The organism is Saprospiraceae bacterium (assembly GCA_016716185.1).
Lineage (GTDB): Bacteria > Bacteroidota > Bacteroidia > Chitinophagales > Saprospiraceae > Vicinibacter.
In genome coordinates this window covers 2,621,813-2,639,388 of the sequence record JADJWV010000002.1, presented here as the reverse complement: position 1 = coordinate 2,639,388, position 17,576 = coordinate 2,621,813, and the positions used below count along the sequence as shown (strand labels likewise).

The 17,576-nt window shown below is 39.1% G+C and carries 13 protein-coding genes and 1 tRNA gene; 9 read left to right on the top strand and 5 right to left on the bottom strand.

The window, feature by feature from the left end:
• The first annotated feature begins 140 nt into the window (after window positions 1-140).
• The 5 genes from IPM34_12125 (at window position 141) to IPM34_12105 (ending at window position 7,224) form a co-directional block, all read left to right on the top strand.
• A complete protein-coding gene (locus tag IPM34_12125; protein ID MBK8956283.1) occupies window positions 141-4,238 on the top strand; it encodes a T9SS type A sorting domain-containing protein in 4,098 nt (1,365 codons plus the stop codon).
• Between the two features lie 171 nt (window positions 4,239-4,409).
• Window positions 4,410-4,820, top strand: a complete 411-nt coding sequence (ruvX, locus tag IPM34_12120) for a Holliday junction resolvase RuvX (protein MBK8956282.1) — start codon at window positions 4,410-4,412, stop codon at window positions 4,818-4,820.
• Window positions 4,821-4,825: 5 nt separating this feature from the next.
• On the top strand, window positions 4,826-5,374 hold the full coding sequence (gene def / locus IPM34_12115; protein MBK8956281.1) for a peptide deformylase: 549 nt from the start codon (window positions 4,826-4,828) through the stop codon (window positions 5,372-5,374).
• Between the two features lie 208 nt (window positions 5,375-5,582).
• The gene (locus IPM34_12110; GenBank protein MBK8956280.1) at window positions 5,583-6,848 is read left to right on the top strand and encodes a T9SS type A sorting domain-containing protein; all 1,266 of its coding nucleotides are present in this window, start codon (window positions 5,583-5,585) and stop codon (window positions 6,846-6,848) included.
• 288 nt (window positions 6,849-7,136) lie between these two features.
• Window positions 7,137-7,224: transfer RNA gene (locus IPM34_12105), tRNA-Ser, on the top strand.
• A 204-nt stretch (window positions 7,225-7,428) separates the two neighbouring features.
• Here the strand turns inward: IPM34_12105 and IPM34_12100 are convergent.
• Window positions 7,429-8,211 carry a TatD family hydrolase gene (locus tag IPM34_12100; protein ID MBK8956279.1) on the bottom strand — a complete coding sequence of 261 codons (783 nt, stop codon included), beginning with the start codon at window positions 8,209-8,211 and terminating at the stop codon, window positions 7,429-7,431.
• Here IPM34_12100 and IPM34_12095 point away from each other — a divergent pair.
• Window positions 8,210-8,830, top strand: coding sequence for a ribonuclease H family protein (locus tag IPM34_12095; GenBank protein MBK8956278.1), 621 nt, complete (start codon window positions 8,210-8,212; stop codon window positions 8,828-8,830). The genes IPM34_12100 and IPM34_12095 overlap by 2 nt on opposite strands.
• An 8-nt stretch (window positions 8,831-8,838) precedes the next feature.
• Here the strand turns inward: IPM34_12095 and IPM34_12090 are convergent, their stop codons facing one another.
• Both IPM34_12090 and IPM34_12085 read right to left on the bottom strand, forming a co-directional pair.
• Window positions 8,839-9,573, bottom strand: coding sequence for a polyprenol monophosphomannose synthase (locus tag IPM34_12090; protein ID MBK8956277.1), 735 nt, complete (start codon window positions 9,571-9,573; stop codon window positions 8,839-8,841).
• A 59-nt stretch (window positions 9,574-9,632) separates the two neighbouring features.
• A complete protein-coding gene (locus IPM34_12085; GenBank protein MBK8956276.1) occupies window positions 9,633-12,020 on the bottom strand; it encodes a transketolase in 2,388 nt (795 codons plus the stop codon).
• A 180-nt stretch (window positions 12,021-12,200) separates the two neighbouring features.
• Here IPM34_12085 and IPM34_12080 point away from each other — a divergent pair, with 180 nt between their 5' ends.
• On the top strand, window positions 12,201-12,662 hold the full coding sequence (locus IPM34_12080; protein MBK8956275.1) for a DUF1573 domain-containing protein: 462 nt from the start codon (window positions 12,201-12,203) through the stop codon (window positions 12,660-12,662).
• A gap of 118 nt (window positions 12,663-12,780) precedes the next feature.
• Here IPM34_12080 and icd read toward each other — a convergent pair whose 3' ends face one another.
• A complete protein-coding gene (icd, locus tag IPM34_12075; GenBank protein ID MBK8956274.1) occupies window positions 12,781-14,001 on the bottom strand; it encodes an NADP-dependent isocitrate dehydrogenase in 1,221 nt (406 codons plus the stop codon).
• 155 nt (window positions 14,002-14,156) lie between these two features.
• On the opposite strand from icd, the gene ruvB reads away from it, so the two are divergent.
• The gene (gene ruvB, locus IPM34_12070; protein ID MBK8956273.1) at window positions 14,157-15,185 is read left to right on the top strand and encodes a Holliday junction branch migration DNA helicase RuvB; all 1,029 of its coding nucleotides are present in this window, start codon (window positions 14,157-14,159) and stop codon (window positions 15,183-15,185) included.
• Between the two features lie 284 nt (window positions 15,186-15,469).
• Here ruvB and IPM34_12065 read toward each other — a convergent pair whose 3' ends face one another.
• Window positions 15,470-15,784, bottom strand: coding sequence for a DUF3467 domain-containing protein (locus IPM34_12065; GenBank protein MBK8956272.1), 315 nt, complete (start codon window positions 15,782-15,784; stop codon window positions 15,470-15,472).
• Window positions 15,785-16,222: 438 nt separating this feature from the next.
• Between IPM34_12065 and IPM34_12060 the strand changes: the two genes are divergently transcribed.
• Window positions 16,223-17,446, top strand: a complete 1,224-nt coding sequence (locus tag IPM34_12060) for a metal-dependent hydrolase (protein MBK8956271.1) — start codon at window positions 16,223-16,225, stop codon at window positions 17,444-17,446.
• Window positions 17,447-17,576: the final 130 nt, after the last annotated feature.

Here is a 17,576-nt window from a genome sequence, read left to right as displayed (position 1 = left end):
GAAGTACCGTTTCAGATGATTTTATTTATCTGAGATTTTCCCAAGAAGAATAAAAATGTTTTTAGCATTTGCTGAAGTGTTTCATTTCGGCAAGCCCTTGTATGCATTTTTTATTTTTTAACAACTAAATAGAGGATCTCATGGAGAAAACGAATTTTACGTTTGACTTCCGCAGATTAAAAAATTTTCAGTCAGGTTTAAACCTGGTTTTTTCTATCTGCCTTGTGTGGCTGGTAGTATTTAATCCCACCAGAACACTCCAAGCTCAATGTTCATTGGCTTGTAACTCACTCATTCAAGTTTCATTAGATGCCAACTGTCAAGCTACAGTTACAGCAGCAATGATGTTGAATGATACATTAACTTCTTGTCCAAGCGGACAGTTTACAGTCAGGGTTTTAAAATACGATATACCCATTCCTACTTCACCGGTAGTAACAGGGGCGTATGTAGGCGAAACACTGAAAGTTGAAATTCGCGACAACATCTCTGGAAACAGATGTTGGGGATGGGCAAAAATTGAAGACAAATTACCACCTACAATTTATTGTGGCAGGGACACCATTCCTTGTTTTATAGCTTCAACTCATGCTCCTGATGCATATGATGGTTGCGGATTGGATACCGTTATCCTAACCGATGAGATCATTACTCCATTATCATGTAATCCTCTTTACATAAAACAAGTTGTGCGTAAATATATAGCATACGACATTTGGGGAAATAAATCTCCGGAATGCAGTGATACTATATTATTGAAGCGATTTGATACAGCCAGGGTGATTTGTCCGCCAAGCTGGACAGTTGCGTTGTCTAATGCAATAAATTGTAAAGACATACAATACAACAGAATCCCGCTCGATAAGAATGGCCATCCCCACCCCGATTATGCCGGTGTTCCAAAATATTCAGATACGATTTCAAAATCACCATTGGAGATTGAAACTATAGATATCTGGCCGGTAAGAGATATTTATTGCAATATTGCTGTGACTTATGAGGACATTGATTTAGGTGTTATCAATTGTGTTCAAAAGTATATGAGGATGTGGACCATCAGAGAGTGGTGGTGTAATACAGAAATCGTGCGAGTTTGTATGCAGTTTATTGAAGTTGTAGACAGAGAAGCACCTTATGTGCATGCGCCTTATGATTTTGAAGCAACTACCGATGGTGGTTACAAATGTCAGGCGACTGTCAACATTCCTCCTGCTATTGTATTCGATTCTTGCAATAACAAAGATGTAAGGGTAGACCTGGTTTATCCGGGAGGAATCAAACCCAATTCAAATGGTGGTGTTGTGGTATTGCCAGTAGGAGACAATAAAATTTATTATCGTGCTTACGATAAATGTTACAATCTGGGTGTTGATTCGCTCATCGTAACGGTTTTGGATAAGACCGCTCCTGTGGCAGTCTGTGACAGGGAAACTGTTGTATCGCTTTCTATCTATGGTACTACACACGTATATGCGAAAACATTTGACGATGGCAGTTATGATGATTGTCACATCGATTCATTCCTGGTTCGCCGAATGGATAATGGTGCACCCTGTGGACAAAACATTTGGTGGTTCAGACCATATGTTGAGTTCTGTTGTGCAGATGTCGGTCAAACGGTGACTGTGATTTTTAGGGCAAAGGACAAACATGGTAACTACAACGATTGTATGGTACAGGTGGAGGTACAGGATAAAATTAAACCAACTTGTCATCCACCAAAAGATCTCACCGTTGCTTGTGATTTCCATTTTGACATCAACGATTTAAGTGTATTTGGTGTCATGCAAAGAGATTCTGCGTACTTCAACAAAGCAAGAAAAATTACTTATAATGGCGTTGGTGGAGTTCCGGTGACTATTAATTTCCACGATGGATTTGCTCATGACAATTGTGATTTTGATATTGAGGCAACTCATGTAGATTACAGAACCCAATGTAATGTTGGAACCATTGTAAGAACCTGGGTAGTCAGTGATGCGAATGGTTCTGAAACTTGCACTCAAACCATTACGTTCCAGAATTTCAATCCCTACAACTTTGCTAACATTTGGTGGCCACGAGATACAACTCTTTACATGTGTCTTGATCCGGACAGGCTTACACCGGATTCTTTAAATCTTTATCCGACACTTCACAACGAAACCAAATGCGATCTCTTAGGCATCAGCTGGCAAGATCATTTGTTTAGAATTGTTCAGGGAGGGGATGCTTGTTATAAAATTATACGTAAATGGAAAGTGATTGATTGGTGCCAGGTTGTGTATACACCTTCCGGTGCACAATTCCAGGTTGCCACTCATGACCAGATCATTAAGGTAAATAATCTTGTTGACCCAACATTGAATGCCATTCCTACTCAGGATACCACTGTATGTACTCTGGATTCCTGTACCAACGGGTATATCAGTCTGGTTGCCTATGGTGAAGATGATTGTACTCCGGATGACGAAATCGCATGGGAATATTTAATTGATGCATACAACAACGGCACATTTGACATCGTGCACTCAGGTGTTGGAAATGTAATCAATGCAAGTGGAAGATATCCTTTAGGTACACATAAGATTAAATACGTTTTTGAAGATCGTTGCGGAAATAAAACTGCAGAAGAAAGGTTGTTTACGATCCTGAATTGTAAAGAGCCCACTCCATACTGTATCAATGGTGTAGCCATCGATCTTATGCCTCTTGATACCAACAGAGATGGTACAATCGACTGGGGTATGATTGAAGTTTGGGCCAATGATGTGGATCAGGGAAGTTATGGAGCTTGCAAAAATCCAATCGTCTTGAGTTTTTCTGCAGATACTAATCATCGGTCAATAGTCTTTGATTGTAATACACTGGGACAACAGACTGTTCAAATGTGGGTTACAGACAGGCTTACAGGAAAGCAAGCTTTTTGCAGGACTTTTATTGAGGTTCAGGATAACAACAAGGCCTGTGGACAAACAATCCAAGGTGGTACAATCAATGGTTTGATTTCAAACAGAGAAGACAATCAAACCATGAATGATGTTGAAGTGAGCCTTGTTGATCAGAATGCACAAGGCAAGCCAACGATATCCAAAGTTGTGACTGCGGGAAATGGTAAGTATGCATTTTCAAATATGCCACTGAATAATGGAAATTACAATGTAATTGCTTCGAGGAATGCCGATCCTCTGAATGGTGTTTCTACAGCAGATATCGTAAAAATTCAACGTCATATTTTAGGCATTGAAACATTGACATCTCCATACAAGACAATTGCAGCTGATGTTAACAGCGATTTGAATATCACTTCGAAAGATATCGTTGATTTGAGAAGATTGATATTAGGTATCAACTCCAGGTTTACCAACAGCGAAAGCTGGGCATTTGTCGATGCCTCCTACCAATTTGTAAACACAGGGGATGAAGTATTGAAAGAAAAGTGGCCAAGATCTTACAAAATTGATCCTTTCAACAGAGATATGAACGGAATCGATTTTAAGGGAATTAAAATTGGAGATATTACAGGTAATGCATCAGCAGGCTTCAACAACTTTGTATCCAGAAATAATCCTTCCAGACTTGAGTTGATTGCACAGGAGTTTGCATTCGCTCCAGGTGCTGAGGTTGTTGTTCCTATTCATAGCTTGCAAAACGTAGAGTTATCAGGAATGCAGTTTACACTGCAATACGATCCGAGAGTACTTGAATTTACTGAAGTTCAATCCGCTTCCTGCAACATCAGTCAGGATAATTTAGGATTCATTTCACCAACAAAAGGTTACATAACTTTGAGCTGGAATACCCATGTTGATATCGACGTCAACAATGGTGACAAATTATTCACGCTCAAATTCAAGGCTCTTTCACAAGGTACTCTCTCAAATGCACTACAATTTAATTCGATAATCACTCCTGCGTTGGCTTTCAATGCAGCAGTAGAAGATATGGATCTTAATTTAGGATTCAGAAACCAGAATGGTACAGTGAAAACCCAACAGGGTCTCGTTGTTTACCAAAATCAACCCAACCCTTTCTCTGAGTTCACAGTTGTGGGTTTTGATCTGCCAGAGGCAGCCCAGACATCCATCACTGTTTATGACCTGAATAGCAAAGTTCTTTACAAGAATGTAATGAACGGAACTAAAGGGTACAATCAATTTGAACTCAATACATCACAACTTGGAGCAACAGGAGTTCTGTTCTACCAATTGGATGCGGCCGGTTATTCCGTGACGAAGAGAATGGTTGTCATTAAGTAAGGCTAAATTCGTTTTGTTCTAAAGAGTTTACTGTTTTTGGGATGGGACCCCTCTCCATAAAAGTTATGGAGGGGGTCTTTTTTTTTATCCGCATAGCCCTATAAGTAGCGACTTGTATATTTTGTACTTTGGTGCTGCCAAAAGAAGCTTATATCTTTACATGGCCTTACAATGGGAAGAATTCTGGGAATCGATTACGGTGCAAAAAGATGTGGTATTGCAGTTACAGATCCATTACAAATTATTGTCAATGGGCTAACGACAGTTGACAGCAAATTGCTTCGTGAATTTATTCTCGATTATCATCAAAAGGAGCAACTGGATAAGATCGTGATAGGAATTTCATTTCACAAAGACAATACTCCAACTTCCATCCGGGAGGAAATTGATGGTTTTGTAAAATGGATTCAGGAATCGATGGAAGGAATAGATGTTGATTTTGTCGATGAGCGAAATACCTCCGTTTCAGCCAGGAAAGCGATTCTGGATGCCGGCATTGGGAAAAATAAAAGAAAGGAAAAGGCTCTGCTTGATAAAGTTAGTGCTGTATTGATTTTACAAAGATATTTAGGACACTTTTGATTCATATGATATTACCAATTGTTCTATACGGAAACCCTGTTCTCAAGACTCCTGCAAAGGAAGTCCAAAATGAATATAAAGACTTACGGGATTTGCTCAACAACATGTGGGATACCATGTATCACGCCAAGGGAGTAGGCCTGGCAGCGCCACAAATCGGATTATCAATTCGAATCTTCATTGTGGATTCAACAGCATATTATGATAAAAGCGAAGTTCATAAAGGTATCAAAAAAGTTTTTATCAACCCGAAAATCATACACGAGGAAGGGATTTCCTGGGGATTCGAAGAAGGTTGTTTGAGTATTCCCAAAATAAATGCTGAAGTACTACGCAAACCGGTTTTAAAGATACGTTACCAGGATGAGTTGTTTCAATGGAAAGAAGAAGAATACGATGATATGAATGCCAGGATCATTCAACATGAATACGACCACATTGAAGGCATTCTTTTTGTGGAGAAAATAAGTGCCATCAGAAAAAAATTAATTCAGTCCAAATTGGAAAAAATCAAGCGGGGTATCGTAGACGTGAAATATCCGGTCAGGCAATAAAATCATAGAAGCCACTTCTATTAAATTATTTTCATTTCCTCGAATTTATTAGAAAATAGTTGATTATTCAATTCTTATATCAGGGCAGGGTGATTGCTCCTGTAGAGTGCTGGGTTCTTTTTTTGATTTTTCTATAGACTTTCGTCGATTCTAATTACATATTGTTTTTGTTTAGCAGCTTGTAGTTTATCTTTGTTAAAAATAAAAGATGAAAAAGTTTAAGTTTATATTTAGTTTATTATTAATATGTAATACTTTAATATATAGTCAGCTAACAAAAATCTATGTCTTAAACGAAGGTTCATTTGACTTTATTTCCGGACAAATTGTAGAGCCTGTATCTGTTGGCGTATTCGATATTCAAGCAGAGACCTATGTTAAACTTGTGGAGATCCCAAACGCACGTTTTGCCTCTGATATGATCATGGATGGAAATTCATTGTGGGTCGCTGCAGACCGGTATCTGGTAGAGTTGGATTTGATTACGATGGCTATTAAACGCAGTCATGAAATAGAGGGTCTTAGAAAAATATCTATTTATGGCGATAAGATAATTGTTACACGTGGTGAATATCAAAAGGTGCTGGATTCTTATGTTCAAATATGGGATAAGGAAAATTTGAAAGTAATATTTGAAATTCCACAAGCTGACATGGAATATACTACTGAAAATATTGTTGTAAAGAATCAAATGGCTTACATCGCTGTAAACAACGGTTTTGTTTTTGGCGCAGAAGTTGGTAAAATTCTCACTATAGATCTCGACCAACTCCAGTGGACCGGAACCATAGAAATGGGTGATGAAGCTAAAAATCCCGAGAATCTCATGTTGTATGGAGATCTGTTGCTCGCTTTGAACAATAAAGATTTTACGGGTAGTTCGGTTTCCGTAATTGATCTAAATACAAGCAAGCTTCAAGTTCATAATCTTTCCGATGTACAGTCCCTTTGCGGAACCTCCGTTTTGGAAAAAGACGGTATTCTTTACCAGGAGTTTGGCGAATCTACTATTGGTAAGTTCGATATTGCAGGAAGTACATCCGGATTTTACAAAGAACTGAATGAGAGTTTTTATGGGATGAATTTTAATCCGGCTTATCAGATATTGTGCGCCGGCGTTACTGATTTCAGCAGCTTTGGAAAGGTATTGGTGTATGACAAGAATTATAATCTTGTGTATGATTTTCAAACGGGAATTGCACCGGCATATTTTATATTCCAGGGGGATCCACTTCAAGCAGTTGATGAAATTTCTGAAAATGAAATTTTAGTTTACCCAAATCCAACAACATCTTCATTTGCAATTTTGAGCCCGCATAAAGTGACCCGGGTATCAGTTTTGGATATTTTTGGGCATATATTATTTACGAATCATCCATCAGATCTGGACTTCAAGAATTTTCCACCGGGTACGTTTACACTCAAAATTGAATTGGAAGAAAAAGTGGTCTATAAGCGGGTCACGAAATTGTAACCAGGATTTATATCGAATTTAATTGAAGGTTTTTTTTATTTGCTGTTTGAACTACGGAAGGATGTCAGTATTCGACAAATGGAACAAATAGGTTCTTTTGGTTCACAAAGTAAGTACATTTATTTAGGGATGTGGCTGTAAAATATGATTTAATTTCATATATGTTACTGCAAATCAGATAGTTACTATTCATTAATCCTATCTTTTTTACCTATTTGCGCTTATAATACCTCAAAATTTTAGTTTAAATGTCCTATTTAACTGACTGCTTTATATTTTTGCGGTCCGGGAAGGTTGCAAGAGTGGTTTAATTGGCGCGCCTGGAAAGTGCGTGTACCCCAAAAGGGTACCCAGGGTTCGAATCCCTGACCTTCCGCTTTCCTATTACTTGTATTAAAGTTTACTGATTAAGTACTGTTCTGTTTCGAATGGTCGCTTTCAAACTCATAGTATGATGAGTATTGTTTGCGAGTAGCTCCATAAAGAATTAAATGTTATTGGAAATGTATCTTGGGTATCACAAGAGTGATCCATGTAGAAATCTTATTTGAAAACCAGATAATTTTTCAACTTACAATTATTATCGAATGAGTTTAAATAAATTAAATGCATTTGATGTTGTGGAGTTTGCAATTTCTTCAAAAGACCGGTCTAATATTTTTGTCAGGTGGTCGGCAATATGTGGAATAAAAGCAGGTTCATTTCTTTTTCCCCTGTGTGGTACAGGAGTTAAGAAAGGGGAGTCGGTTTCTAAAACGATTGACTCTATTGGAATTTTTGGGAGGGCATCAATTGCCTGATTTTTTTTATAGCTGATGGTGCCTCCTATGCCCAGATAAAATCCAAGATCAATAATTTGCCGTGCTTCTTCTTCATTTCCTCCAAAGCAATGAAAAACACCGGTCAGCCGTCCATCCTGTGCAGATCGCACTAATTTTATATTTTCTTCCAGACTGTTTCTCGAATGAATAATAATCGGTTTACCTGTTGATTTTGCCCACTCCATTTGAATTGAAAAAGCTGTTTTTTGTTCTTCCCAGTAGGTGAGATCCCAATATGCATCTGTTCCACATTCTCCAATAGCTACGAAAACCGGATTTTCAATTTGGGATTGGAAATCGTCAAGCACAGATTGGAAATTTTCTTTGACGTCGCATGGATGTAATCCAATTGTGGCATAACAATGATCTGGAAATTTTTTTTGCAATTCGAGCATGCCAGTCAGAGAGGTCTGGTCGATATTGGGCAGTACTATTTTTTGTACATTTACATCGAGTGCATTTTGTAAAACGCGATCCCTGTCTTCGTTGAATACATCGAGATATAAATGAGCGTGCGTGTCTATAAATGAAAGATCCTTCATGGCAAAAAAACAAAAATATTATGTAGTATGGCATGGACATCAACCGGGAATTTATAATTCCTGGGAATCCTGTCAATTGCAAGTTAAAGCATTTCCCAATGCAAAGTACAAAGCTTTTGAATCCAAAGAAGAAGCGCATATCGCTTTTCATCAAATTTATTCCGAAAAGCCAAAATCGGAAATAAAAAAAATCAAACAATGGACTGAAGAAGTTAATAGAAATGCAATTGCTGTCGATGCTGCATGCAGTGGTAATCCAGGAGATCTTGAATACCGGGGAGTATTTCTTGATAATGGAACTGAATTTTTTCATGTCGGACCCTTTAAAAAGGGGACCAATAATGTTGGCGAATTCTTAGCGATCGTGCATGCACTTGCCCTTATGAAAAAAGAAGGAAAGGAATCCATTCCTATTTACTCCGATTCCAAAATTGCAATGAATTGGGTTAAACTCAAACACCCTGCAACGAAATTAAAATTTGATGCATCCAACAGGATTTTGGAGGACTTGTTGAAAAGAGCAGTGGATTGGCTTCATCACAACCGATACGCGAACCCTGTTTTAAAATGGGAAACGGAAAAATGGGGAGAAAATCCGGCTGATTTTGGCAGAAAGTAAAAGAGGAATCAGGAGTGACGGATGACTGGATTAAACTTTTTAAAACGAAGTTGGAATACGCCTAACAAAGCTTCTTTAATTATAAAAATGTTCATTTTTGATTTTCCTCTGATTCGGTCAGGGAAAAGGATTGGAATTTCGCGGATTGTAAAACCTAGTTTGTAAGCAGAATACTTCATTTCTATTTGAAAAGCGTAACCACTAAATTGCAGGTTATTCAGATTAATGGCTTGCAGTACATTGCTTTTGTAACAAATAAATCCCGCTGTTGGATCCAATACCGGCATGCCGGTTATCATTCGTACATACAGGGAAGCACCTTTTGAGAGCAGGAGTCTGCTTTTTGGCCAGTTTAAAACTCCTCCGCCTTTTACATATCTCGAACCAACACAGACATCTGCTTTTCCTGAATTACAAGTCCCAAACATTTCGATGAGTCTTTCAGGAGGATGAGAAAAATCGGCATCCATTTCAGCAATGCAGGTATACGATCTATTTAATGCCCAGTTGAATCCTGCTACATAAGCTTTCCCAAGTCCTGATTTTTCTTGGCGCTGCAATAAATGAATTCTTCCCGGAAATCGATCTGCACATTCCAATACTTTTGCACCCGTTCCATCCGGTGAACCATCGTCAACAACAAGAATATCGCATTCCAAAGGCAATTGAATCACAGCATTGAGAATGGATTCGATATTCTCAATTTCATTGTAAGTTGGAATGATGACCAGGTTGCGACTCAAGATGTTTAATTGATAATTTTCTGAAGAGAATTTTATTTTATTTACCTTTTAGGTTGCTTTCAAAAAGAGAATCTACCGGGTTCATAGGATTTCAAGATGTCAATTATTAATTCAACAACGTCTTCTGCATTAGGTTTAGTAAAATAATCGCCGGTACTGCCATATGGAGGGCGGTTATTTTTTGCAGTTATAGTTTGAGGTGGGCTGTCCAGGTAATGGTAAGCACCCTGTACTTCAAGAACCTGCTGCAATATATATGCGCTGGCTCCACCCGGAACGTCTTCATCCAATACTACCAGTTTATTTGTTTTTTTCAGAGAATTTCCGATTTCATTTTCAATATCAAAGGGCAAAAGGGATTGAGCATCTATCAATTCAATAGATATACCAAAGGATTTTAAAGTTGCGATGGCATCTTGAGCTATTCGTACGCAGGAACCATAGGTCACTAAAGTCAGGTCGTTGCCGGATTCGAGAATTTCAACTTTTCCAAGGGGTACGGTGTAGCTACCCATATTGTCTGGCAATTTTTCTTTGAGCCTGTATGCGTTCAGGCATTCAATAACCAAACCCGGATCATCACTGTTCAACAAGGTGTTGTACATACCGGCAGCTTGAGTCATATTCCTCGGAACACAAACGCAGATTCCCCTTAAAGAGTGCAATAACATTCCAATAGGAGAACCTGAATGCCAAATCCCTTCCAATCTGTGACCCCGTGTTCTAATGATTGCAGGGGCACATTGTTTACCACCGGAGCGGTAGCGTACGGTTGCTAAATCATCCATCAGCGGTGATAAGGCATATACGATATAATCCAGATATTGAATTTCAGCAATGGGTTTCAAACCTCTCATGGCCGTTCCGATTGCCTGTCCAACGATAGACCATTCGCGGATGCCACAATCAAATATTCTATGTTCTCCATACTTCTCCTGGAGTCCGGCAAAGCCTTGATTAACATCACCGATTTTTCCGACATCCTCTCCAAATGCAAAAAACCTTTTGTCCGTCTCAAATTTTTGATCGAAAAAATAATTGAGGATCTGATACCCATTTAATTCTGAGGAATGCTCCGAATAACGGGGTGGAATATGTTCAACGGCCAATGATGAATTATCGGTTTCCGAATAAACATTACTGTGATATATTTCCGATGCTTTTGAATACTGTCGTTGAATCCATGAAGTTAATTGGCTTAGATTTTTGTCACTGGATGCATGAATTACACACCTTCTTGCAGTTTCCAATAATTCATGAATCAACGGTTCTTTTAACTGGTTTAGTTTTTCTATGGCCTCAGCAAAATCCAAATTTGAAAGAATTTCCGAAAGTTCATTTTTTAAATCCAGGATTGGATTAATAAAATTTGACCAGGCAATATTTTTTTGATTTCGAACATAAGATTTGGCAAGCTCTCTGAGTTCTTTGCATTGTTCCACCGATAAGATCGAATTGCTCTCGATCCATTGTTCCATTTTGAGGATGCAATCGTATTCTGCTTCCCACTTCAATCGTTCTTTGGATTTATATCGTTCGTGTGAACCCGATGTAGAATGTCCCTGAGGTTGTGTGACTTCGCGAACATGAAAAAGCACCGGAACATGTTCTGTTCGGCATTGTTCAATACCTTCTTTGTAGATATTTACGAGTTCGGGATAATTCCACCCCCGGGTTTTAAATATTTTAATGCCATTCTCGCTTTTGGTCTTTTCAAATCCCGATAAAGCTTCAGAAATATTTTGTTTGACCGTTTGTAATTCAATGGGAACTGAAATGCCATAACCGTCATCCCAAACGGATACTGCCAGAGGTACTTGCATCACAGCTGCAGCATTTAAAGTTTCCCAGAAAATGCCTTCGGATGTCGACGCATCGCCGATGGTGCAAAAGCAGACTTCATTTCCTCCGTTTGAAAAGCCCGAAGCCAGCTCATGGTTGTCCATATTTCGGTAATACTTGGAAGCCAAGGCCAGACCAAGAGCTCTTGCCATTTGTCCGGCAGTACTGGAAATATCCGCAGAGATATTAAAATGTCCGGTTTGATCTAAAGGATATCCATTCTGATCGAGTAGCGGTGAAGAAAAATGGGCGTTCATTTGCCTGCCTTTACTGAAGGGATCGTTAGCCGGATCCGCATAGAGCTGGGCAAAATAATCCTGGACGGTGCATAAACCCAAAGCCATCATGAATGTCTGGTCTCTGTAATAACCAGATCTGAAATCACCTTTTTGAAAAGCTCTGGCCATCGCGACTTGAGGTACTTCTTTTCCATCGCCAAGAATTCCAAATTTAGCTTTACCCGTAAGTACTTCCTTCCTGCCCAGCAAAGAACATTCCCTGCTAACCAGGCAAATCCAAAAATCCTGAACGACTTCTTTTTTAAACTGACTGAATTCGCCCGAAATGGAATTCAATGCATCGCGAATGGGTTCCAATAAAATCATTTTACTTAATTACTTCACAAAAATAAGCTTTTATTTTTAGCCTCCCCGAACCGGATGTTTTCGCTAAATATGAGTTAAAATATTCATTTAACACAGAGTTAACAACGCATTTTGATATCTTTGTGCCAAATTGAGGACATTATTTCGTTACATTTGTTATACTTAAAAAACATAATACCAATGAAAAACATTTTGACTCTATTGGCAATGGTTATGTTCCTGGGTTTAGTTGGAGCGCAAACAACCCCTGGTGTAACCACGACCCCTGTGAAAACAACCGGACCACATTTAGAGTGGGACAATACGGTTGTTGATTATGGTGAAATTAAAAAAGGAGCAGATCCTTTACGCAAAGCGGTTTTTACTAATACGGGAACTGAACCCCTCATTATAAAAAGTGCAAGAGGATCCTGTGGATGTACCGTTCCTACCTGGCCGAAAGAACCCATCATGCCTGGTGAAAAAGGCGTGATCGAAATTCGCTATGACACACAACGCATTGGCCCCATCAACAAAAGTGTAAGCGTGACTACCAATGAAGGCGATCAGGAAAGCAGAATTACATTAAAAGGCAATGTTTCTGCTGATGAAGAACAGACTCTCCCAAAAAATGATGGAAATATTTTGACACCAAAAGGTTAAAAAAATAAATCATTCAAAAAAAATCCCGAAGTCAAAAGCTTCGGGATTTTTTTTTGTCGGTTTGCTGGATTCTGCAAACTGAGGATATTAAATTGTAAAGAATACTCCTGTTAAATTCTTACTCCATATTGGAAATAATCTCGTCTCCGAATTCACTACATTTTAATAACACCGCGTTGTCCATCAGTCTGTGAAAATCGTAGGTCACTCTTCTGTTTGAGATGGCTTTTTCCAATCCGCTGACGATTTTTTGAGCAGCTTCATTCCAACCCATATATTCAAGCATCATAACTCCGGAAAGAATTACAGAACTTGGATTTACTTTGTCCTGGCCTGCATATTTAGGTGCAGTACCATGGGTTGCTTCAAAAATGGCGTGGCCGGTAAGATAGTTTATATTGGCACCTGGTGCGATCCCAATACCACCAACCTGAGCAGCCAGTGCATCTGATATATAATCGCCATTTAAATTGAGGGTAGCAATCACATCGTATTCTTCAGGTCTCAAAAGAATTTGTTGCAGAAAAGCATCGGCAATAACGTCTTTAATGATCATTCCATTAGGTAGTTTTACCCAGGGACCACCATCGAGCAAGCTTCCACCAAATTCATTGACAGCTAAAGCATAACCCCATTCCATGAAACTGCCCTCGGTGAATTTCATGATGTTCCCTTTGTGAACGAGGGTTAATGATTTCGCATGGTTGCTGATCGCATGTTCAATAGCTGCACGTACCAATCTCTCAGTTCCTTCTTTTGAAACCGGTTTGATCCCAAATCCAGTGGAATCCGGAAACCTAACTTTTTTAAATCGGTCTGGAAATTCCCTTTGTAAAATTTCCCTGAATTTCTTCGAATCTTCGGTTCCGGCCTGAAATTCAATACCGGCGTAGATGTCTTCGGTATTTTCCCTAAAAATGGTCATGTTTACCTTTCCTGGCTCTTTTACAGGGGAAGGAACCCCCTCAAACCAACGGACGGGTCTGATGCATGCATACAAGTCCAATTGCTGTCTGAGTGCTACATTCAGCGATCTGATTCCACCACCAACCGGAGTTGTTAAAGGCCCTTTTATGGCAACGAGACAATCGGATATTACATCCAAGGTTTCCTGAGGAAGCCAGTTTTGTGTTTGATTGAAAGCCTTTTCTCCCGCTAAAACTTCTTTCCATTCAATTTTTCTGGAAGATCCATAGGATTTGGATACAGCAGCATCAATAACTCTAACGGAAGCGGCCCAAATGTCAGGTCCGGTACCATCGCCTTCTATAAAAGGAATCACCGGATTGTCCGGTACATTTAATTTCCCTTGAATACATGTAATTTTCTGTCCTGCCATACCTTGGTTTTTTATTAGTAAATAATGAGACAAATTTATGCCAAGCTCTCCTGCTTCTGGAATTCTTCACATGCATTACCATTTTATTTAATACGGAATCGGGATTTCCAGATTGAAAGGCTTACTTTTGAGTGGAGTTGAACATTCGTTTTTCTATGAAGAATCCCATTCTCGACGCTCAGTCTGATCAGCAGAATCCCGAAGAAAGGCAAATTGAAAAAGCATTGCGGCCTAAGGATCTCGGTGAATTCAGTGGGCAAAACCATGTCATCGATAACCTAAAAATATTCATAGCGGCAGCCAAGCTGCGGGGAGAAGCTCTCGATCACGTTCTGCTTCATGGTCCACCCGGATTGGGAAAGACCACCCTGTCCTATATTATTGCGAATGAAATGGGCTCCCAATTAAAAGCCAGCTCAGGGCCTGTTCTGGAAAAACCAGGCGATCTGGCGGGCCTTCTTACCAGCCTGCAAGAAGGAGATGTTTTATTTATCGACGAAATTCATCGACTGAATACGGTTGTGGAAGAATACCTCTATTCGGCAATGGAGGATTATCGGATCGATATTATGATTGATACGGGTCCTAATGCGCGAAGTATACAAATCAAAGTCAATCCTTTTACACTGGTAGGAGCTACAACCCGGGTTGGTTTGCTGACAGCTCCTTTGAGATCGAGATTTGGAATTACCTGCCACATGGATTATTACGACCAGGCCGTTTTGGAGAAAATCATCACCAGATCTGCAGGGTTATTGAATGTTGAAGCTGAAGCAGAGGGCATTCACGAAATCTCCAGAAGGAGCAGGGGGACCCCAAGAATAGCCAATGCCTTGTTGCGGAGATTACGGGATTTTGCCCAAATCAAGGGAGAGGGTATTATCGATTTGGAAATCGCAAAATTCGGACTCAATGCTCTGAATGTAGATAGTTTAGGATTGGACGAAATGGATAACCGGATACTGACTACCATCATCGAAAAATTTGCTGGAGGGCCCGTAGGCCTGAATACCCTGGCTACAGCCGTTGGTGAAGAATCAGGTACTATCGAAGAGGTACACGAACCTTTTTTGATTATGGAAGGCTTTATTCAAAGAACACCGCGGGGCAGAATTGCGACCGAAAAAGCATACAGGCATTTGGGATTGCCAAGCGGTAATCCATCGCAGCCCTTATTGTTTTAAGGTCCTTTACTTCAAGGTGGCGCAATCCATTATCCTAATGCTTTGAAACAGGTTTTTCATCCTCGTGTCAGCATATAGAACTCTTCTGGATTTATCCGTCAATTCTTTATAGCTGCTATCCATATTTGAAGGATGTAATGTCGTCCAAATTTTTTAACAAGTGCTCACTTCGTACTGCTTGGACTCGGTGTCTATTATCATTCAGAAAGTGTCGCCTTATGACTTTATAAAAAGCAAGCTCAACTTTTTTATGGAGAACAGGATATGTGGATTTCAATTTTACTTCAGGCCTGTGCAGTAGGGGTGTTGAATGCCATTGGAGGAATCATTTGCGGTTCAGGATCCTGAATAACACCAAATTGATTTTCGTATTTAATTACATTATCAGATAATGCTTTTAATAAGCGTTTGGCATGTTGAGGAGTCAGTACGATACGCGATTTGACTTTTGCTTTTGGAACATTGGGCATTAAGCGGATAAAATCTACAACGAATTCAGAATGGGAATGCGAAATAATGGCCAAGTTGGAATAAATCCCTTCGGCAATTTCCTCCGATAATTCTATGTTTAACTGGTTTGCTTGATTCTGGTCACTCATCTATATTTTTTTTACAAATTTAATAATTTAATCTAAGGCTTCATCTAAAAACTCCGATTGTTACAATATTCAATTTTTAGAAATATTCATCAGGTAAATGTTATAACCTGGGTAAAAAATTAAATCATCCCGAACGATTGGTTTTCAAGCGCGGTTATGATTACTAGTCTTTCATATGATCACCCTTAAAGCTTGTATTTCAGCATACAAATCCAAAGAAAACTGCGATACTAATAACAATTTTAGTTTGATGAAAGTTTGCTATCCTGTCGGGTTTTCTAATAATTCATGAAATAAAGCACTTTTCATTCTTTAAATTAAAACACTCAGTAGGTTGATTGGGCATGAGGCGTGGAATCTATTTAAGTAAGGAAATTTGAACCTGGCTTCCAACAATCTGAACCTGTCCTTGTTACTTTCTCATTCTTAAAGCAAATCATGGATTCGATTACACAGGTAGTTTTAGGTGCCGCATGCGGTGAATTGGTAGCAGGTAAGAAGATGGGAAATCGGGCCATGATCTGGGGCGGAATTGGTGGAACCATATCGGATTTGGATGTTTTGGCCAATGTATTTATGGATCCGGTAAATGCCATGATGTTTCACCGCGGACCTATGCATTCCTTGATGTTTGCAAGCTTGATACCGCTGTTGTTGGGTCCTCTTGTGAAAAAATTATACGACAGGGACTGGTATCAAAGAAAATTCTGGCAATGGATCGGTTTTGGTTTAGGAATCATCCTTTATTCGTTTTCAGCGTTCGTCATTTTTTTTCTTTCAAAATTGGTCGCAGGCGATACCCCCTGGATTATAACCTTGTTTTTACTTCTTACCGGTGTGGCTTTTTTCTATGCCCGCTTCCAAAAAATCAAGAACCATCCAAGCGATATTTCAAATGTACCAGTCAAAATTTGGATCCAGCTTTTTTTCTGGTCCATATTTACACACCCATTACTTGATTCTCTGACTACTTATGGTACTCAGTTGTTTTGGCCGTTCAGTGATTATAGGGTTTCAATTTCAAGCATATCGATTGTGGATCCTCTCTATACGATTCCATTTGCTTTGTCCCTATTGGCAGTAGCGTTATGTGTGCGGGGACATCAATGGAGGCGTTATTTTATAATTACAGGAGTATGTATCAGTTCTGCATATATGTTGTTTACTTTCTGGAATAAATTGCATATCAATGAGAAGTTTAAAAACAGTTTAGTAGCAGAACACGTACATTTTAAAAATTACATGACGGTTCCAACCATTTTAAATAATGCACTGTGGTACGGTATTGCAGAAACTGATACGGGATATGTATGCGGTTATTATTCCTTGTTTGATGATAAAATTGATTTTAGGCCACTCCAATTTATTCAACACAATCATCAAATTCTGGATCCTTACCGGAATCAATATTTGATAGAAAAATTGCCATGGTTCAGCGATGGTTATTATAAAGTCATTTCTTCAGGGTTGGGTGAATATGATTATTACGACCTCCGATTTGGATCTATGCGCGGAAATATACACGATCATGAAAGTATTATTTTCAAAATGAAACTTTTAGATCGCGATGGACAAATTGAATTGATTGACGAAGCCAGACCTGAAAATAAGAAGGAAGACATTGAATGGTTTAAACAACGGATTTTTGGCAAAATTCAATGATGGCAAAATCATAAAACTTTTGTTGAATCTTTGCTGTAGAAATGTTATAGGCTTGTAAGGCACTCAGTTATCATTGCAAATTGCAAAATTCATAAGCCTGTATTTGAATTATTGAGAAGTCCCTGTATTT